Here is a 20,245-nt window from a genome sequence, read left to right as displayed (position 1 = left end):
CTACTCATCCTCACTTATACTTAAAATAATTGTTACAACAACACCTACAACCGTTAATGCGACACCCGCTTCAAAAATAGTTACGGTTGAAAAGCCCATTTTTCCAAATATCGGAACATCTATATACGTATATGTCTGCGTTAAAAATGGCACATCGAAAAACAATGCACCAATTGCCGTTCCAGTCGCAAGTAAAACACCAAGAGCAGCAACCTTTTTAAAATCGAAAGGCATTCCTTTATGAACAGTCTCTATATCATAAGCGAGATATAATAAAACAATGCCAGAAGCTAACACAAGGCCCCCTATAAAGCCACCACCTGGAGCATGATGACCAGCAAAGAACAAGTACACGCCAAGTGTTAAAATAATGAACACGACTGCCTTTGTGACTGTCCTTAATATCACATCATTAATTTTCACGATCCGCTTCCTCCTTTCGTGGCTTAAGCTTCGTTAATGTATAAACCCCTAAGCCAGCAATCAGAAGAACCACAACCTCAAGCATTGTATCAAAGGCACGGAAATCCCCTAAAATTGTATTAACAATATTGGAACCACCTGCTAACTCATAGGCATCATTAAAATAAGTGGACACTGGCTCAAAGCGGTCGTAGTGCACTACTGCTAATCCAACCATCGTTACGTTTGCCCCAACAAAAATAGAAATCACCGCTTTTGACCATTGCACCCTTTTAGGAGGCGCTTCAGGCATTAAATCCGGTAAATATTTAAAACATAGAAGGAATAGAGCGGTTGTTACCGATTCAACAACTAATTGTGTTAAAGCCAAATCTGGAGCACGGAAAATAACAAAGAAAAATGCAATGGAATAGCCTAAAACACCATTTAACAACATCGCTGTAACCCGGCCCTTTGCAAATATCATCCAAACAGCCGCAAATATCATAACAAACACAAGAATTAACTCGTAAGACTCAATGACCGAGTCCATGTCAAAATGAAAGGTCATTGCATCTGACCATATAAAGTAGCCAGCTATAAGCGCAATGAAAAATACATATATATAGACAAAATAATGCGTTAAATTGCCAGTCATATATTTACGAGTGAGCTTCTCAGAGCCATTTTCACTAATTTCGATCAATCGATTGTAGTATGTGTTAAACGTATACTTTTGAGAAAATATACGATACAGTGGCTTCCAACTTTTTAATGTTTTAAATAAGATAATACCGATAATAATGACACCTAACGTCATCCATAACTCTGCATTAATGCCGTGCCATGCATGAATATGTGGCGTTAATTCACTTGAGGACGGAAATGTAGGATAAATACTTGCCATTGCAGGCTCTAAAATATAGTGGCCGAGCACATTTGGGAAGAAAAAGATACCGACTACTAATAAACATAAAATAATGGGTGAAATTAACATGCCAAATGGGGCTTCGTGTGGTTTTCGATCCATTTTTTCAGGCTGTAGTTTACCCAAAAATGTACGGAAAATTAAAATCATACTATAAACAAAGGTAAAGATACTTGCCACCCATGCTATGAAAGGGAAAAATAAACCTACATCAGCAATAGAGAAAGCTTCTACATCCCTTATAGCCAATACAGCTGCAAAAAACATTTCTTTACTTAGGAAACCATTAAACGGCGGTAATCCTGCCATTGAGAAGCTTCCGATTACTGCAATTGTAAAAGTTACAGGCATCAAAGACATTAAACCACCAAGACGACGGATATCTCGTGTCCCTACTTCATGATCGACAATTCCAACCATCATAAATAAAGCACCTTTGAATGTAGAGTGATTGACAAGATGAAATAGTGCCGCAAAGCTTGCTTGTGTATACACAATCGAGCTTTCTGCATAGCCATAATAATGTCCAACAGACCCAAGGCCAAATAGACTCATAATTAAGCCTAGCTGACTTACTGTAGAAAAGGCTAATAAAGCTTTTAAGTCCGTTTGTCGAACAGCATTAAAGGAGCCCCAGAATAACGTTACTAAACCGATAACGCTCACTAGCCAGAACCAGATTGATTCTCCACCAAAGATTGGAGAAAAACGCGCAACTAAATAAATACCTGCTTTAACCATCGTGGCTGAGTGTAAGTAAGCACTAACTGGAGTTGGCGCTTCCATTGCATCAGGTAACCAGATATGGAATGGAAATTGTGCCGATTTCGTAAAAGCCCCTAATAAAATTAAAATTAGTGCGGGAGTAAATAGTGCATGATCACGTATAACTTCTACATTGGCCACAATTTCACGAACACTAAATGTATTGGAAGCTACATAGAGCATTAAGAAGCCTGCAAGCATTGATAGTCCGCCAAAGACTGTAATCATCATTGCTTTTTTTGCTCCTGCACGTGATGCCTTTCTATGATGCCAAAATGCAATTAATAGGAATGATGACACACTTGTTAATTCCCAAAATGTGTATAATATCATTAAGTTATCTGAAAAAACAACGCCAAGCATAGCGCCCATGAATAGTAATAAATAGCAGTAAAAATGATGAAGAGATTCTTTCGTTGATAAATAAAAAATAGAATATAAAATGACTAAACTACCTACTCCTGTAATCAGCAAGCCAAAAATCATACTGAGTCCATCAAGATAAGTTGTGAAATTTATATTAAAAGAGGGAATCCACTCATATGTATGGATAAACGTCTTACCCTCGGCAATTTGAGGAATATAGCGCGCGAGTAAAACAAACAAGATGAATGGAACGGATAAAACAAACCAGCCAAGATGTGTAACACGCCTTAGTCGCCTATAAAGCAATGGGATTAGAGCAGCACAAACAAATGGCAAAAGTATCGCAATGAGAACTGTAACCAAATGAAAACCTCCTACAATCAAAATCATCTAGCAATTTTTATGGTGAATTGGAATAATAAGTGCTAAGACTTTAGAATTTTGTTTAAGCTAAGTAACATATTAGATATATTCTTGAAATTTTTGTAATTGGAAGGTGCGGGGTATTAAAATGCCTAACAAATGGATCCTTTTTAGTTACTTCGTTACATCTAACCCGATGCAAGCTTAAATAACTTGTGGAAAATCAAATAATTTATACGGTCGCAAATCAATTCAACTCAATTATATCAGCACAATGAAGACACTTGACTATATTTTTAACTCCCTGCATAATAGTGTGGCATATGGAAGCAATTTATCTTTGATGCACATGATGCATAAATTAAATAATTATAAATCATTGATTTAAGCTTTATCCTTCAAGGGTTTTCCAATATATTTTCGTTAACTTTTATACATTTTAAAGTATACAATATAAATGAGCATAATGCACTGTAACAGCATCGAATTTAGCTGTTTTAGGATAATTTTTTCAAAATCAGCAGTGAAATTAATAAAATATCAACAGATAAGAGGTGTACATTTTTTATGAAGCATGTAAAAGGGCGTTTGGATGAAAGTATATTAGTTTGCGTTTACTACGGCTTAAATGGCGAACGTTTAATACGTCGTGGTCACAAGATGGCCTCCATGCTAGATTGCCCACTCTATATTCTTTCAGTCGATTCGCAACCCCTTGATGCATTTGACGCAGAGAAATCTAGTTATATTGAGCAGTGGAAGAAGTTATCAGATGAACTAGAGGTTGAAAAATTCATTTTGCAAGATAATGAAAAACGCCCCATACAGAAAGTAATTGCAGAAGTCGCAAAAAATTATGGAATTTCTCAAATTATCGTAGGGCAAAGCGCTCAAAGCAGGTGGGAGGAAATTACTAAAGGTTCTTTCCTCAACGTTCTGTTAAAAGAAGTTCCTTTTGTGGATTTTCATATTGTTGCTGTTCAACGTCCAACAGATGATGATGCAAATGAAACATACGAAAAAGGAGTACGTGCTTACTTAATTAAAGAGCAGGAAGACTTCAAAGTAGCCTTTACATGCCCTAAATATGTATCGATTGAAGGGATATTTTTCAAGGAAATCGGCACAGATTTTGATAATGGCATTTTCAAGTTCACTTACAACGATAAAATGCATGAAGTCCATATTTCAGAAGGCTATGTGATCGATCAAGAGAAGCTTCCTGCCGAATTTTTAGCCCCATTAAGACAATAAAAAACGCGTCCTAGACGCGTTTTTTTTATTAAACTACAGGAGATGCGGGTTTATCCTTCGGTAAGAAGAAAGCAACTAACAATAATAAAGGTAATAACGAAACAACTATCATTGTAAAATCAATACCCTTATGATCCATTAATACACCGATAACCATCGCACCTATTGCTCCCATACCAAAAGCAAAGCCTGTCGTTAAGCCAGCCATTGTGCCAATTTTTGTAGGGACGAGTTCCTGTGCATAGACCACTGTCACGGAGAAGCTAATCATAATCAATGTACCGATAATGACTAAAAAGATCATAGCAGCCCATAATGGCACATAAGGTAATGCTAAACAAAATGGCATTGGTACTACAACAGAAAGGATGATGACGTTTTTCCTCCCAATCCTGTCAGACAAAGAGCCTCCGAAAAATGTACCTACTACCCCAAATGCCATGAAGAGGAAAATAAGTATTTGCCCTAGTCGTAGACTGACATCATAATGATCCATCAGATAAAAGACGTAAAAGCTTGTTATATTTGTTGTATAAAATGATCGCGCAAAAATAATAGTAAACAATAAAGTTAAAGCAATCCCTACTTGTTTCTTTGTTAAAGGTGGCAATGATGAAACTAAAACACGTTTTTTCTTCGCCTCACGTTCTTGCTCCAATTGTTTCTTATACCATCCTGCAATCTTACTTAATAATATAATTCCAAAAGTTGCCGCCACTAATACGATTGCTGCACCACGCTGACCAAAAATATCAAAAATATAGGCGCTAATCAATGGTGCAAGAGCTTGCCCTGAGTTTCCTCCAACTTGATAAATAGATTGAGCAAGTCCCCTTTTAGAGCCTGCTGCCATAAATGATACTCTAGATCCCTCTGGGTGAAAAATTGCGGAACCAAAGCCTAAAAATAATACTGCAATAAGAATAATCCAATACTGTGTTGTGAACGCAATAATAGCAATGGCTATAAAAGAACTTATCATTCCTATCGGTAACACATATGGCATTGGCTTTTTATCGCTGACAAACCCTACAATAGGCTGTAAGGCAGAAGCAAATATATTTAAGACAAATGATATGAGTCCAATTTGTGTGAAGGTCAGTCCTAACTCACTTTTGAATATCGGAAACATCGCTGGTATTACTGCTTGCATCGTATCATTGATTAGGTGAGCAACACCTATTGCAATCATTATTGGATAGATAGGATTTGCCACATTTAATTGATTATTCATGCTGCCACCTCGCTCTTATAAATTTTGGTTATTTTTGATTGTCGCATACTATCAATCATTTTGCACAAGCTATGTTTCGACAGCTGTAAAAGGAGTTGATATATGCATGGAAAGCTTTATTCATGCTCATTTTTGGGAAATGATTCTTCGAACAACGCTTTCATTTTTTGTCTTACTTATTCTGGCTCGTATCCTTGGGAAGAAGCAATTAGGTCAACTAACGTTCTTCCATTATATTACGGGTATCACATTTGGATCGATTGCCTCAGAAATTGCCTCACAAGAAGAAACGCCTTTTTTAGACGGTATGATTTCCCTTATTTGGTGGAGTGCTTTAACTTATTTAATGACCATTATTACAATTAAGTCTAAAAAGGCACGCGTACTGATTGATGACAAGCCTACGATTGTTGTACAAAATGGTCTTATTTTAGAATCAGCTTTAAAGAAAAATCGTTTGCATATGGACGAACTAACAATGATGCTACGAGAGCAAGCCATTTTCTCTGTACAGGACGTCCAGTACGCATTGCTTGAAACAAACGGGAAGCTTAGTGTGCTGCAAAAAACATCTGAACAAGTTGCTACGAAGCAGGATGTTAAAGCAGATGTTTCGCCACCTACCTATTTACCTACTGAGGTTATTTCTGATGGTCAGCTTATTAAGGAGAATATTGTGGAGCTTGAGTTAACAGAAGACTGGGTAATGAAAAAGTTAAAAAAGCAAAACGTGCAGTCAGTTGAGGATGTCTTTTTTGCACAAGTTCAAACAAATGGTTCCTTATATATCAGCTTAAAAGATAAAGCGAGACATTCAAGCCCATAATTGCTTGTTTGTCTCGTTCTTTTATTAATCAATTTTAACAATATCTAATGGTGTAATAATTCCAATTAATTTTTGATGTGGTTTGCCATGCTCCGTTATTAATAATGCCTCAAAACGCCTACCTCTTTCTACTCCCTGTTTAAATATTTCCTCTGCCTCATAAATCGTAATGTATCTACTGACGAATTTATAATTCACCCTATTTTTCTCATGCATTAAAATATCATACAACGTCGGAATACCTTTCGGTAAATGATCGCCACCCATCTTTGAAGCAAGCCAATTGGTGATTCCTACGGTTGTGATAAGTCCTTTAAATTGTCGATTATAATAGACAGGGAACTGTGTATATTTTCGTTGGCGAATTACTTTTAAGACATGTGCTAGTGAATCATTCTCTTGAAAAACAAAGACTCTCTTTCGAAACATTTGCCCTACAAGCATAGGCTTAGCAAGAGTAGCATCTATGTATTCAATTCTTTCTACAACATCAGTATGTGGTTCTGCAATAACATAGTTTAAAGCCGTACGATGATGTACAATGGCATTTCGCAAATCAGCGTATGAGCGTAAATCATCTTCATATTTTTTCACTAATACCTCTTTTTTCTTCGCTTGATCAATAAGCCGATAAAATGGCATAAAATCCTTTATGCCTACAATATCTCTTAATCTATGGTCTATCCGATTAAACGCTGTCAGAAAACGATCGGAATTTTCAGTTCCCACTTTGTATAAACCTTCTTTCTACATGATCTTTTTATTTTCCGAGTTATTTGACAAATTTCGAGTTACATCCCCATTATATTCCTAAGTTATGGAAATTCCAAGAAAGTAATTTTGTTAGCATTTGTATGTATTTTCCCCCTTGAAAGTTACGTTACGTCATTTTGTATAATGGCAATAACAGGAGAGGGGATGGTTATTTTGCTTACGATTCACACTGTATCAAAACAAACTGGTATATCTGTTCGAACATTACGTTATTATGAGGAGATCGGATTATTACTTCCAACAACAAGGACTGATGGAGGACATAGGATTTATGGTGAGAATGAACTGAAAACACTACAGCAAATCGTATTTTTAAAAGCATTAGGATTTAAATTAAAAGAAATTCAAACACTTCTTCATAATACATGGGATTGGGAAGCTAGCTTAGATCAGCAATTAACTTTTCTAATAGAAGAGCAAAGAAAACTTCAACAGATGGAGAACGCTATACACGGATTAAAGAATGCTTCAGCTATTGAGGGAGGGTTAACTGAGTCTCTTATTCAAAAATTTATTCAGCTTTCCAATCGAGATCAAGGGAACAAGCAAGCATTGTGTAAGCAAATTTTTGCAGCAGCCGAAATAGAACTTCTTCAAAAACTTCCTAATGTCAATCGTAATGACCCCAATACTTTAGAATGGATTGGTTTGTTAGGTCAGTTAGAACAACTTAGTAATGAGAGCCCTGAAGCAGTTTCAGTACAGAACATTATTAAACGAATGATGGAAAAGTCACAAGTAGAATTCGAAGGAAATGAAGAATTTTTAGAAAAAATGTGGGCAATACGTAAGTCTCCTCAAAAATCTGAACAGATTGGATTATATCCCTTAGAGGAGGATTTTCTGCATTTTATCGAACAGGCTTTCCATGTTTATGAAACAAAAAAGGCCTTCGGTGATCCTAAGTATGAGCAATGAAATACTGTTGTTGGTTGGCGCTTTAGCTTTATTAGATATGTTTAGTCCCTCTATTATTGGTGTTACCGTCTATTTATTACTTGTGGCTAAAAAGCACCAATTGCGACTTGTCCTTACCTATTTGATAACTGTTGCACTATTTTACTTTAGCACTGGCATTTTTCTAATGCTGGGTCTAGATGTCATATTTGATCCAATCGCTAATTTGCTAAGCAGCTACTCTGCTCGTTTAACCATGACCATTGTGGGCGGAATTTTATTCATAGGTAGTTGGCTAGTACCAAAGAAAAAGACAACGGGAGCACCTAGACCAAAAACTTTACATGTTAGTGCTATGATAGCCCTAGGTTTCACTACTTCTATTTTAGAAGTTGCAACAGCTCTCCCTTACTTTGCAGCAATTGGCATTTTAACGAGCCATCATTTATCGTTCTATGAATGGTTACCAATATTGGCAGGTTACAATTTGATGATGATTACACCTGGAATCATCCTGCTTTGTTTCCATCTTTTATTCCGTCGATATATGCATCAGCCCTTAAGAAAAATTCAATCACTTTTTGATCAAAGTACAAGTTCTGCCCTTTCATGGATTATGTTTTTTGTTGGCCTAATTTTGTTAATCAATGGTGGCATGATCTAAAATAAAAAAACGGTAAATATCCGTCAAAAAGGGATTTTTACCGTTTTTATTTCTTTATATTTTTGTCATAGGCGCATTTTTCTTCATCATGAGGATCCCAATACTAATACAGAGCATTGTCAGTGCTACAGTAATTATCAGGCTCCACCAGTAATCGGACATCGCCATTGTGCCTCGAGCTAGCAAAGTTCCATAGCTCGCTAATTTCCAAGGAGATATTGTCCAAAAAAGACCCACTATCATATCTACTATTTGTCCTACAAAGATAACCGTAAAGGCACATGTCGTAGCTATAATAGTTTTAAAACTAGCACTCATCATTAAGGTTACAGCGATGACGAATAGTAGCCACACATAATACGTAAAAAAGATTGCAAACAGTGACCCAACTTCTAAAGTTCCGTATAGGATACTAGTGTAGTAGATATTCGCCGCAAAGCCAGCTAAAATACTTACAAAGCCAACTGAGCTCATAACAATAAATTTACTCATAAAATAGGCGCCAAAAGAAATGGGGCGGACATATAATAAGGTAGCCATCCCACTAGCACGTTCTTTACTAATAATACCCACAAAAGTAGCCATCATCACTAACAATCCTATTGTTTGAAACTGTCCTATAGAAGCTTGTATTAAGTCAACTGGCATTAATTCTGGCACTAACATTTCAAAGCCTTCAGGTACGTTCCCAACAGCATTTAAAATATCCATCATATAATAATTTGTCAGCGGGTCACTCATTCCTAGCAGAGCAAACACAAGAGGTATCCATAGAAATTTCCAGCTCCGCCAAGCCTCTCTAAATTCCTTTTTTAGAAGTACACTGAATCCCCTCATGCTTTTTTCGCCACCTTCATGAAAATTTCCTCCAAAGATGCTGTTTGTCTCTCCACTTTTCGTATCGTATATGGGCATATACTTAAACGGTGCAATAACTCCTTCATCGTTGGCTCTTCATTCAAAATATTTATATACACATAGCATCCCTTTACACTTTCTGTTGGGCCTGCAAATAGCCTTGCCTCTTCTTCATTATTAAATTCAACTACATAACTTTGCTCATCAAAACGTTGGCGTACCTCACGTAATGTTCCTTGCTCTACTAGCTTGCCATCCTGCAAGAATAATAACTGATCTGTCATTTCCTCGGCATCATTTAAAATATGTGTTGAATATAAAATAGTTGTCTCTTGTTGCAATCCTTTTAATAAATCGAGGACTTCCCTACGACCAACAGGATCTAATGCTGAAACAGGCTCATCTAATAGCAGTAATTTAGGCTTATGCACAATTGCCTGGGAAATACCTAGACGTTGCTTCATTCCACCAGAAAAAGTAGCAATCTTTTTATGTTGTGCGTTTCCTAGCCCTACAAACTCCAATGTTTTTTGTGCTTCCAATTTAGCCTTTTTTGCTGTGATACCATTCAGCCTCGCAGCCATCTCGGTAAACTCTAATGCACTAAGCCAAGGATGAAACTGAGGATATTGTGGCAAAAACCCTATATTCGCACGTACATCCCCATTCAGCATTCTTACACTCCCAGCAGTAGGTTTTAAAAGACCAGTTAACATGGATAATGTCGTTGTTTTACCAGCACCATTTGGACCAATTAAAGCTGTAGAAGTCTTTTCTTCTAAAGTAAAATGAATATCATCCACAACTTTATGCTCTGCAAATTGCTTTGTTAAACCCGTTACTTGAAGTAATGTTGTCATGACTGCTTTCTCCCTACAATAAAGTACGCAATGGACCCTAATAAATTAGCAAATATAATGATAAATACCCATAAAATTTTAGGACCGTTGGTTGCATGTATTTTACGTAAGTCTATAAGTGCTACAATCATTAAAATAATTTGGACAATGATAAGTGGCGCAATAACAGCCCATGGCACCTTCGCTAATTCCTCCATCATACAGATCACCCCATTAGTTGTTATATATTTACTATAACAATTTTGTTCTAATATGTATAGAACAATTTTATGACAAGGAATAAAAAAGAAGATGCACCATCATCGGTACATCTTCATCTCTAGCTTTGTTTATATAGTTGTTGCAAAGCATCTTCCATTTTTGGTCGAATGGTTACTTGTGGACGAGCTTTTTTTACTGCTGTTTCCGCTTCCTCTAATGAATTAGCCATTCCTAGCTCCATTAACAAGGCTGTTGCGGCAACACCTGCACGACCACCACCACTGCCACAATGGACATATACTTTCTTACCTGCCTCATAGGCTGTAGCAATTTCTTTCGCTACTTGTTGAATGGAAGGTGCTACCTCAATATCTTCATCTGCAATAGGCATATGCTTGTATGCATAAGATACAGCTTCTTGCTCTTGTGATGAAAGCCCCTTAACACGAACATCTATCACTACATCTACTGATTCTTGTGCAAATGCAGCCTCCGCATCCTTTGCACCACCAAAGAATATTTGATCTTTTACTAAAACATCATAGTTTTTTTCCATACTTTACCCACTCCATATGTTTATTTCAGTAAATGCTTAATATCCTCATAATACGGTAGAGCGGTTAATGCCCCTGCTTTCGTAGCAGCAAATGCCCCTAATTTATTTCCAAAGCTTGTACAACGAACTAGTTCTTCTTTCGTCGTAGGTAAGCCATTGTAATGGACATCGCGTAATACACCTGCCATAAATGCATCTCCTGCACCTGTAGTATCCACTGGCACTACTTTCTCAGTAGGTACATGGATAACCTCACCATTCAGCACGGCGTAAGTTCCGTTTTCTCCTACTGTGATTAGAATAATAGGGACAAGATAGCTATTTAGTTGTTCAATACCTTCTTCTAAGCTCGTTGTCTCTGTCAGGAAGAATAATTCATCATCTGTCACCTTTAAAATATCTACATCTTCAAAAAATGACGTTATTGTTTCTCGGCAAATTTCCTCACTACTCCAGCGTAAGGGGCGAATATTCGCATCCATCGCAATAATTGCACCCTTGTCCTTTGCCATTTCTACAGCAGCTCGAGTTGTAGCAAGTGCTGTTGGATGGAACATAGTACCTGAACATACTGTTAAAGCTGAGGCGTGTTTAAAGGCTGCTTCATTTAATTGTGATGGTTCGACTTGTAAGTCCGGTGTTTCATCGACATAATCTTTAAAAATTCGCTCGCACGCTTCTGTTAGATGAACATATACACCACTTACTCGCTTAGCCGGATTAAATATAGCATAATCTAGCTTTACCCCCTCTTGTGCAAGTCCATCACGCACAAATTGAGAACCCTCGTCATCTCCGGTAATTGTAATTAAGGCTGATGGCGCTCCAATACGGCTAATACCAGCTGCAACATTAACCGTTGCGCCACCCATATATTTAGTAAATGATGTGTTTGTTACATCATCAGCAATATAGTCAATAAAAGCATCTCCATAGACTAAAATAAAATCCTTCTCTTGCTTTGTCATGATTGTCCTCCTGAAAGTCTAGTCATTATAGATTAACACGAAAATTGTCATTCTATAAAGGTTTAACTTTGAAGAGCATGTCTGAAAATTTGAGTCATTCTCTATCTTTGTTATACTTGCCTATAGAAAGGTAGGGATTTTCAAGATGAGTATTACAATTCGACAAGCGCAACCAGATGATGCCCATGCTGTTGTGCCTCTAATAATCGATGCAATTGGTGATATTGCAAATCGCTTAACTGGCGAGCAATCGTCCGAAGCCGTTAGTCAAGAGCTGACAATTCTTTTTCAACGTGACGACAATCGACATTCTTATTTAAATACCTTTGTCGCAACTGAAGGTGAGCAAATTTTAGGGATTCTCGTTTATTATTTTGGCGCACAAGCCGTTGATATGGATGCTAACCTTGTTAAATGGCTAGAAGAAAAAAATGCACCGTCTATCATTATTGATCAAGAAGCCCATGAAGATGAGGCCTATATCGATACTGTATGTGTATCACCACAAGCACGAGGCAAAGGAATCGGAACCTTGCTATTACAGTTTGCGGAAGAGCTTACAAAGCAGCGTGGTTATAAAAAGTTATCACTAAATGTTGAAACTCAAAAAGAAGATGCACGCCGTCTTTATGAGCGTTTAGGTTTTGTTATTACCGAGCCATGGTCCATAATTGACGAACCATTTCATCATATGGTGAAACAGTTTTAGGAAGTGAACAACGAAAATATGAAAACAAATTTTCTTTACCCTCTTTTGATCGTTATTGCATCTAGTAGCTATGGTATTTTGTCGACTATTGTCAAAGTAGCCATGCAACATGGCTTTACATCAGCAGAGGCTGTATCAAGTCAATATATTATTGGCTTTATACTCGTAGTAGCTATTTTTATTTTTACAGACAGGAAATTACCAAAGCCCCCCAGAAAAGGCTTAGCTATATTAATTTGTGCTGGTATTTTTACTGGGACGACAGGTATCGTATACGGGGAATCGCTAAAGTATCTTCCCGCTTCTCTTGCAGTAGTCATGCTATTCCAATTTACATGGATTGGTCTGCTGATTGATTGTGCACTACATAAACGTTTACCAAGTCGCCCTGAAGTGATTTCGATCATTATTTTATTTGTAGGAACTATTTTAGCGGCAGGTGTATTAAATGTAGATTTAAGCGGCATCCCTATCCAAGGATGGCTATTCGGCTTTGCGGCAGCCGTCACCTTTGCCTGCTTCATACAATTCAATTCTCGACCTGTCGAAGGCGTTACAACAACATCAAGGGTATTAATCGTTTCCTTTATAGCCCTTATTATGATAAGTATTTTCCTTAGCCCTGAGGTTATTTGGAACGGCAAGTTATTTATGCAAGGCTTATGGAAATTTGGACTAGCCCTTGGTCTTTTCGGTATCATATTACCGATATACTTATTTTCAATAGCCATCCCCCAAATTGGTGGTGCACTTGCTTCAATTTTAAGTGCCATTGAATTACCCGTTGCAGTTACTGTTTCTGTTATTGTGCTACATGAACCTTTAACAGCTATACAAATCATCGGGATTCTTCTCGTTATTGCAGGTATGATGCTACCAACGATTGTTGCACAACGTCGACAAAAAGATAGCTTCTTAGAGGTACATTCTTAAATAGTCAAAAAAACTCCTTGAAAATGGAATACTCCTTTTCAAGGAGTTTTTTTAACTTTACAAAATGCCGTTGCTAATGGATTGGTGCTTCGCTATGATGAAGGTAAGTTTAATTTTTTAATAATTCTAACATTAATGATATCCCTTCGTATTATACTGCAATATGCAAGTAACTTACTTTAAGAAGGGGGAAGTTGATGAAAAAACACCATATTCTTAGTCTTTTCCTTATCTTTCTGCTCTTGGTTTTAACTGCCTGTAACGGCAAGGAACAGCAAAATTCCACAAGTAATTCAGCAAATAACGACAAAAACGCTGATGGCGACAAGACAGAAGTAACAGCTACGACGCCATCAGGAAAACTTGTGATTTACACAGGTCGCGATGAGGAAATGGTGCAAAATGTGATCGATCAGTTTAATGAAAAATATCCAGACATTGAAGTGGAGTTTTTAACAATGGGGGCACAGCAAATTTTGGAGCGCCTCCGTGGTGAAAAGGCCAATCCACAGGCAGACTTTTGGTGGGGTGGTACTCAATCAGCACTCATGGTTGGGGCAAATGAAGACCTACTGCATGCTTGGCAGCCTAGCTTTATCAATGCCATTGATGCTGCCCATAAAGATGCCGATGGACGTTGGTTTGGCGAGATGTTGCTACCAGAAGTCATCATGATTAACAGTGATCTACTGACAAAAGAAACAGGACCACAGGACTGGGATGACCTATTAGATCCTAAATGGAAGGATCAAATTTTAATCCGCGGCGTGCTTGCATCAGGGACAATGCGTACGATTTATTCCTCTATGATTGTACGACAAGATGCCAATTCACCAGATAAAGGCTATGAATGGTTATTGCAATTAGACGCAAATACAAAAGAGTATACACAGGATCCTAATGCTTTGTATTTAAAGCTAACACGTCAAGAAGGCAGTGTCTCCTTATGGAATCTTCAAGATATTTTATTAAAGAAATATACGACAGATTATCCTTTTGATTATATTTATCCAAAAAGTGGAGCACCTATTTTAGTAGATGGTGTAGCCGTTGTAAATAATGCGAAAAACTTAGAGAATGCAAAACTATTTGTAGAATTCCTATTTGAAAAGGAAATGGTGACACAGTTAGCGAATGATTATTATCAAATTCCTACACGTTCTGACATTGATAAAGCCTCTATGCCTGAATGGTATCAGGAGTTAGATTTAAAAACATTCGATATAGATTGGCAGCTAATGTCTGACAAAGAAGCCGAATGGATGGAGTATTGGGATAACAATATTAAAGGGCGCGGCAAATAGTATAACTGGTAAAAATTCGGCTTATGCAGCGAATTTTTACCTTTCTGTATCATCTGGATTCTTTGTTAGAGAGGAGTTTATCATTGAGAAGTGTCAACATCGAAAATGTCTCGAAGCAATTTGGCCAAATGTATGGTGTGAAAGATTTAAACCTGGAAATCAAAGCAGGTGAGTTCTTTACTTTTCTCGGACCTAGTGGCTGCGGCAAGACCACTACTTTAAGAATGATAGCAGGCTTTTATTACCCTTCTAAAGGTAAAATTTTTTTTGATGAGCGAGATGTCTCTCGACTTCAACCAAATAAACGGAATATCGGTATGGTATTTCAAAATTACGCTCTATTCCCTCATATGACGGTTGATGAAAATATTGCCTTTGGTTTACAAGTTCGTAAATTTTCGAAGGCCGAGATTCAATACAAAGTTGATCGAATTAGAGGACAAGTACATTTAGCCGCTTATGGCAACAGAAAAATCAACGAACTATCTGGTGGGCAACAGCAACGAGTTGCTTTAGCTAGAGCACTAGTAATTGAGCCAGACATTTTATTACTCGATGAACCTCTATCCAATCTTGATGCCAAATTGCGTGAGGAAACACGTATTGAAATCAAACGAATTCAATCAGAGCTTGGTGTGACAACGATTTACGTTACGCATGATCAAATGGAGGCAATGGCTATGTCTGATCGAATCATGGTCATGGAGAATGGCCATATCAAGCAGATTGGAACTCCTCAAGAAATATATAATCGGCCTGTAGATCGCTTTGTAGCAAATTTCATTGGCGAAACCAACTTAATCGAAGGCACAATACAAGAAATAAATGACGAAGATATAAAAGTGAAAACAGCCAATGGACATATTTTTACTGGGCGAAAGCAACAAAGCTCTCCAACTTTAACGCATATGATTGGAGACAAAGTATTTATTTCAATTCGTCCGGAATCTATTCATTTAGGTGTTGGTGATAACACCTTAACAGGGAAAATTACCTTCGTTGAATTTACAGGTATAAGCGTGAATTACATTGTGGATTTTACTGCATTTTCACTCAAAGTAATGATTATCAATTCTTATGACCACATAAAAAAGCTCGGTGAAGACATTACAATCAATATTGCGCATGACTCACTATATTTTTTAGGAGAATAGGAGGAAGCCAATATGGAAAAACAATCTATCAATGCCCCTCACGAAAGTATCTGGACACGAATTTTTCAATCCAATTGGTTTGTCTATGTGTTAATAGCGCCACTATTTTTAGTGTTGTTCGCCTACGTGGTTTATCCCTTCTATCAAACGTTTATTCAAAGCTTTGCTGGTGATGAGGCTCTCTTTCATTATAAGAAGTTTTTTAATGTAGCTAGCCCTGCAAACTTAGAGGCTTTATGGACCAGTATCTACATTTCCATTATTAGTGTCATTTGCTGCGCAATTGTTGGGGTAACGATGGCCTTTTTACTTGAACGCTATAACTTCCCAGGTAGACGGATCCTGTCCATTTTAGTATTAGTTCCTATGGCTCTTCCTCCCCTAGTGGGTGTGTTATCCTTTTCTTTCTTGTACGGGGATAGTGGTATTTTCCCTCGAATCTTTCAGCATTTATTTGGTTTAGATCATGTACCATTTTCATTGAAAGGCATTTGGGGAGTTATCGTCGTCCATACATTCACGATGTATACCTACTTTTATTTAACCGCTTCGGCTGCAATTAAGGGGCTAGATCCTGCTCTAGAAGAGGCTGCAACAAGTTTAGGCGCAGGCCGTATTCGCGTATGGACAAAGGTTATTTTGCCGATGCTAACACCTTCCATTGTCGCCTCATCCTTATTAGTGTTTATGATTTCAATGGCTTCTTATACTGCTCCATTAATGTTTGGTGTAGAACGCACAATGACGATGCAAATCTATTTATCTCGAACGAATGGAAATCTTGAGATGGCTGCAACTCAGTCGATGATTTTATCCTTTGTGTCTATTACTTTTTTAATCATTATGCGTTGGTATCAAAATCGGAGAAATTATCAAAATCTCAGTAAGGGAATTAGTGTTCATCGTTCAGAGGTATCCTCTAAGAAAATAAGAGTTTTGGCAACCATCGCCTCTTTTGTTGGCACATTAATATTAATTTTACCGATTTTAGTTCTGATATTGATATCCTTTTCTGTTGACGGTGCTTGGAAGACACAAATTCTTCCAACAGACTATACAATTGATCATTATATTGCCCTTTTTACTGACGAACGCACATGGCGACCTATTTGGAATTCAATACAAATGGGTGTCGTCGCAACAATCGGCAATATTATCTTTGGTGTAGCCGCAGCGTATGCGATGGTTCGCTTAAATTTTAAAGGGAAAACATTACTCGATATTTTGATTATGGTGCCTTGGGCTTTACCAGGGACAGTAGTTGCAGTCAATTTAATCGCTGCCTTTAGTACCGAAAGTATTTTTAGCTTTAATCAAGTATTGATCGGTACATTTTGGATTTTACCATTAGCCTATTTTATTCGACATTTACCACTTGTTTTTCGATCGACATCCGCTTCTCTTGTACAACTAGATCAATCGATTGAAGAGGCATCTCGTGGCTTAGGCGCCAATTGGTGGTATACATTTAGACGTATTGTCGTTCCTTTAACATTCACCGGTATATTAGCAGGGACACTTTTAGCCCTCGTACAAAGCTTCGGTGAGTTTGTTGCATCCATTCTAATTTATAGTACATCCACTATTCCATTGTCTGTAGCAATCTTCCAAAAATTATATGCATTTAAATTTGGGACCGCCTGTGCTTATGGTGTCTTACAAATTTGCTTAATTTTAGTTGTCCTTATTATTTCTGAAAAATTATCAAAGGGCAGTGCTGGTACAGCCATCTAGCTGCCATCTATTAGGGGGCCATTACAATGTTTGAAGATTTTCGCAACAAAACACAGCTTGAGGATGGGATGATCTTTCCTTCTAACATCTATCGAAAAATTGTCTTACAGCCAGCTTATGATGAGGCGAAAAAAAATTTTTTATCCATTATGCTACAAATTAATATTGCACATTTAAAAATGTTAGAAGAACAAGGACTTGTAAAAAAAGATGAAGCGAAACAGATTGGGGCGGCTCTAAAAAAAATAGACTTAAATTATTATCGTTTAGAGGATTACAGTCCCCAATACGAAGATTTATTTTTCCGCATTGAAAATAAATTAATAGAGCTTGCTGGTGATGTTGCTGGAAATCTTCACATTGGTAGAAGTCGGAATGATATGGGCATCGCCATCTATCGAATGACATTAAGAAAAAAATTATTATTATTAATGCGTGAGTTACTAACATTACGTGATGATTTAATTGCTGCTGCAGAGGAACATGTGGATACGATCATGATTGGCTACACACATACTCAGCAGGCTCAGCCTACAACCTTTGCCCATTATTTAAAAGCTGTTATTGATCAGCTTGAGCGTGACTTTGAGCGAATGCAGCATGTCTATAAAACTGTCAATCGTAGTAGTATGGGAGCAGCTGCCTTAACGACGACAGGCTTTAATATTAGTAGAGAACGTATGCGTGAATTACTGGCATTTGATGACATTATCGAAAATGCGTGGGATGCTGTTGCAGGTGCAGACTACATTGCAGAAGCTGCAAGTATTGTACAGCTTGCTGCGCTAAATCTTGGTCGTACATCTCAGGATTTTTTATTATGGGCTACACAGGAGTTTAACGCATTTACTCTAGCAAGTCCGTATGTACAAATTAGCTCTATTATGCCTCAAAAGCGTAATCCTGTTTCCATAGAGCATACACGCTCATTACTATCTGCTGTTGTTGGCGATGCGGGCACAGTATTACAGATGGTACATAATACACCATTCGGAGATATCGTCGATACTGAGGATGACATGCAGCCTTATTTATGGCGTGCCATCGATCGCTTACTAGGTATTTACAAATTATTTGGTTCTCTCGTTGTCACAATGGATGTCAATAAGAAAAAGTTAAGAAGTCGTGCGGAAAATAGCTTTGCCAATGTTACAGAACTTGCTGATACGTTAGTACGTTCGGAAGGAATCTCGTTTCGACAAGCACATAGTATTGTTAGTAAATGTATAAAAGTTTTACTTGCTCATGGCGAGGAATCGCTAGCAAGCCTTACGTGGGGCCTTGCTAATACCCAATCTAAATTAATTACAGGAAAAGAATTAACTATTACAGAAGAGGACTTTTATAAGACATTAAAACCAGAATCTTTCGTTGGTGTACGAACATTACCAGGTGGTCCAGCTCCAGCCACTATGAAAGCAGCTCTAGAACGTTCAAAGATGAATACTCATACCCTTTATGAATGGGTACGCTTAAAGGAAAATGGCATTATCGAAGCGGAAAAAATCTTATCAACATTTCTAGAGGAATGGAATCAATGAAGAAATGGCTTCTGATTGTTGATGGTGGGGCGACAAAAACAGCATGTGCATTAGTTCATGCGGAATCTGGTGACATTCCTTATTCTACATCCACTAAGGGGTCTAATTATCAAGCAATTGGTGTCGAATCCGCTACAGCAATATTACAGGGACTTTTAGCAAATATAAAAACATTTTTGCAAAAATTCCCCCGTTCACAAATTGCTGTAGCAACCTTTGCTTTAGCTGGTATTGATTCTCCTAAAGATCATAAAACGGTAACGGCAATCGTTCACAAGGCTCTTGCGGCCGCACAGCTACAAATTGATACACTGATTATTGAAAATGATGCAGAAGCTACTCTACTTGGTGTGACTGCTGGACAGGCAGGTGCATTACTCATTGCTGGCACTGGAGCCATCGCCTATGCCTATGATGGACAGCAAATTGTTCGTGCTGGGGGATGGGGACATCGAGCTGGGGATGAGGGGAGTGGTTATTGGTTAGGGCAAGAGGTTATAAGGGCTATATTTAAAATGGAAGATGGGCGTGGTCAACCAACCTTATTAAAAGATGCTGTCTATCGTTCTTTAGGTATCCAAGATATAACTGAGCTAGCGGAATGGTTATTTCAGCCTTCTTATACTAATGCACAATTGGCTAAGATGGGCTCCTTTGTGGCTAAAGCAGTCGAACAAGAAGATGCTTGTGCCATTCACATTTCGCAACAAGCTGCTCATGAACTAGCCCTTCTAGCAAGTGCCGTGGTAAAAAAAATTGGCTATCAGAATGGTCCTTTTTCACTTTATTGTAATGGAGGCGCCATTAAGCATAATCCACTCATTTTAAAAACCTTTTCAGAACAAATTGCCTTAACATATCCTCAAATTTCTATTACGCTTTGTCAGCATCAACCTATTACTTATCTGATTGAACGAACAAAAAGGGCCTATGACTGTTTATAAGTCATTGCCC

At 37.7% G+C, this 20,245-nt stretch carries 20 protein-coding genes; 11 read left to right on the top strand and 9 right to left on the bottom strand.

Going from position 1 to position 20,245, the window contains the following annotated elements; all coding sequences use genetic code 11:
• The gene (locus MKY49_RS00550) at positions 1–423 is read right to left on the bottom strand and encodes a Na(+)/H(+) antiporter subunit B (RefSeq protein ID WP_341385382.1); all 423 of its coding nucleotides are present in this window, start codon (positions 421–423) and stop codon (positions 1–3) included.
• Positions 413–2,824, bottom strand: a complete 2,412-nt coding sequence (locus tag MKY49_RS00545; RefSeq protein ID WP_341385381.1) for a Na+/H+ antiporter subunit A — start codon at positions 2,822–2,824, stop codon at positions 413–415. The genes MKY49_RS00550 and MKY49_RS00545 overlap by 11 nt, the downstream gene beginning before the upstream one ends.
• A gap of 567 nt (positions 2,825–3,391) precedes the next feature.
• Here MKY49_RS00545 and MKY49_RS00540 point away from each other — a divergent pair.
• Positions 3,392–4,078 carry a histidine kinase gene (locus MKY49_RS00540; protein ID WP_274795220.1) on the top strand — a complete coding sequence of 229 codons (687 nt, stop codon included), beginning with the start codon at positions 3,392–3,394 and terminating at the stop codon, positions 4,076–4,078.
• 28 nt (positions 4,079–4,106) lie between these two features.
• On the opposite strand, the gene MKY49_RS00535 is transcribed toward MKY49_RS00540, so the two are convergent.
• On the bottom strand, positions 4,107–5,312 hold the full coding sequence (locus tag MKY49_RS00535) for an MFS transporter (protein WP_341385380.1): 1,206 nt from the start codon (positions 5,310–5,312) through the stop codon (positions 4,107–4,109).
• Between the two features lie 106 nt (positions 5,313–5,418).
• On the opposite strand from MKY49_RS00535, the gene MKY49_RS00530 reads away from it, so the two are divergent.
• Entirely contained in the window at positions 5,419–6,138 is a 720-nt protein-coding gene (locus MKY49_RS00530; RefSeq protein ID WP_274795218.1) for a YetF domain-containing protein, read from the top strand.
• A gap of 24 nt (positions 6,139–6,162) precedes the next feature.
• On the opposite strand, the gene MKY49_RS00525 is transcribed toward MKY49_RS00530, so the two are convergent.
• Positions 6,163–6,867, bottom strand: a complete 705-nt coding sequence (locus tag MKY49_RS00525) for a CBS domain-containing protein (RefSeq protein ID WP_274795217.1) — start codon at positions 6,865–6,867, stop codon at positions 6,163–6,165.
• 189 nt (positions 6,868–7,056) lie between these two features.
• On the opposite strand from MKY49_RS00525, the gene MKY49_RS00520 reads away from it, so the two are divergent.
• Positions 7,057–7,830: a MerR family transcriptional regulator gene (locus MKY49_RS00520; protein WP_341385379.1), complete on the top strand. Its 774-nt coding sequence runs from the start codon at positions 7,057–7,059 to the stop codon at positions 7,828–7,830.
• Positions 7,820–8,473: a GAP family protein gene (locus tag MKY49_RS00515; RefSeq protein ID WP_322605221.1), complete on the top strand. Its 654-nt coding sequence runs from the start codon at positions 7,820–7,822 to the stop codon at positions 8,471–8,473. The genes MKY49_RS00520 and MKY49_RS00515 overlap by 11 nt, the downstream gene beginning before the upstream one ends.
• Before the next feature lie 54 nt (positions 8,474–8,527).
• On the opposite strand, the gene MKY49_RS00510 is transcribed toward MKY49_RS00515, so the two are convergent.
• The 5 genes from MKY49_RS00510 to MKY49_RS00490 form a co-directional block, all read right to left on the bottom strand.
• Positions 8,528–9,310 carry an ABC transporter permease gene (locus MKY49_RS00510; RefSeq protein ID WP_341385378.1) on the bottom strand — a complete coding sequence of 261 codons (783 nt, stop codon included), beginning with the start codon at positions 9,308–9,310 and terminating at the stop codon, positions 8,528–8,530.
• The gene (locus MKY49_RS00505) at positions 9,307–10,191 is read right to left on the bottom strand and encodes an ABC transporter ATP-binding protein (protein ID WP_274795213.1); all 885 of its coding nucleotides are present in this window, start codon (positions 10,189–10,191) and stop codon (positions 9,307–9,309) included. The genes MKY49_RS00510 and MKY49_RS00505 overlap by 4 nt, the downstream gene beginning before the upstream one ends.
• Positions 10,188–10,391: a PLDc N-terminal domain-containing protein gene (locus MKY49_RS00500; RefSeq protein WP_016992404.1), complete on the bottom strand. Its 204-nt coding sequence runs from the start codon at positions 10,389–10,391 to the stop codon at positions 10,188–10,190. Before MKY49_RS00500 ends, MKY49_RS00505 begins: the two co-directional genes overlap by 4 nt.
• 119 nt (positions 10,392–10,510) lie before the next feature.
• Positions 10,511–10,948 (bottom strand): protein-tyrosine phosphatase family protein, encoded by a 438-nt coding sequence (locus MKY49_RS00495; protein WP_274795212.1) that lies wholly within the window; start codon positions 10,946–10,948, stop codon positions 10,511–10,513.
• Positions 10,949–10,968: 20 nt separating this feature from the next.
• A complete protein-coding gene (locus tag MKY49_RS00490) occupies positions 10,969–11,916 on the bottom strand; it encodes a carbohydrate kinase family protein (protein ID WP_274795211.1) in 948 nt (315 codons plus the stop codon).
• A 145-nt stretch (positions 11,917–12,061) separates the two neighbouring features.
• Between MKY49_RS00490 and MKY49_RS00485 the strand changes: the two genes are divergently transcribed.
• The 7 genes from MKY49_RS00485 to MKY49_RS00455 all read left to right on the top strand — a co-directional run bounded on the left by MKY49_RS00485 (position 12,062) and on the right by MKY49_RS00455 (position 20,235).
• Complete coding sequence (locus tag MKY49_RS00485) at positions 12,062–12,625, top strand: GNAT family N-acetyltransferase (protein WP_274795210.1); 564 nt, start codon at positions 12,062–12,064, stop codon at positions 12,623–12,625.
• 18 nt (positions 12,626–12,643) lie between these two features.
• On the top strand, positions 12,644–13,558 hold the full coding sequence (locus MKY49_RS00480) for an EamA family transporter (RefSeq protein ID WP_322612084.1): 915 nt from the start codon (positions 12,644–12,646) through the stop codon (positions 13,556–13,558).
• 197 nt (positions 13,559–13,755) lie between these two features.
• Entirely contained in the window at positions 13,756–14,862 is a 1,107-nt protein-coding gene (locus tag MKY49_RS00475) for an extracellular solute-binding protein (protein WP_341385377.1), read from the top strand.
• An 83-nt stretch (positions 14,863–14,945) separates the two neighbouring features.
• Positions 14,946–16,016, top strand: coding sequence for an ABC transporter ATP-binding protein (locus MKY49_RS00470; RefSeq protein WP_274795207.1), 1,071 nt, complete (start codon positions 14,946–14,948; stop codon positions 16,014–16,016).
• A 12-nt stretch (positions 16,017–16,028) separates the two neighbouring features.
• Positions 16,029–17,750: an ABC transporter permease gene (locus MKY49_RS00465; protein WP_274795206.1), complete on the top strand. Its 1,722-nt coding sequence runs from the start codon at positions 16,029–16,031 to the stop codon at positions 17,748–17,750.
• Positions 17,751–17,776: 26 nt separating this feature from the next.
• A complete protein-coding gene (argH, locus tag MKY49_RS00460) occupies positions 17,777–19,291 on the top strand; it encodes an argininosuccinate lyase (RefSeq protein WP_322605224.1) in 1,515 nt (504 codons plus the stop codon).
• Positions 19,288–20,235, top strand: a complete 948-nt coding sequence (locus tag MKY49_RS00455) for an N-acetylglucosamine kinase (RefSeq protein ID WP_274795204.1) — start codon at positions 19,288–19,290, stop codon at positions 20,233–20,235. The genes argH and MKY49_RS00455 overlap by 4 nt, the downstream gene beginning before the upstream one ends.
• Positions 20,236–20,245: the final 10 nt, after the last annotated feature.

It is taken from the genome of Lysinibacillus sp. FSL M8-0134 (assembly GCF_038069745.1).
Lineage (GTDB): Bacteria > Bacillota > Bacilli > Bacillales_A > Planococcaceae > Lysinibacillus > Lysinibacillus irui.
Note: the sequence above shows the minus strand (reverse complement) of the source record. Positions and strands in the feature narration are given on the sequence as shown.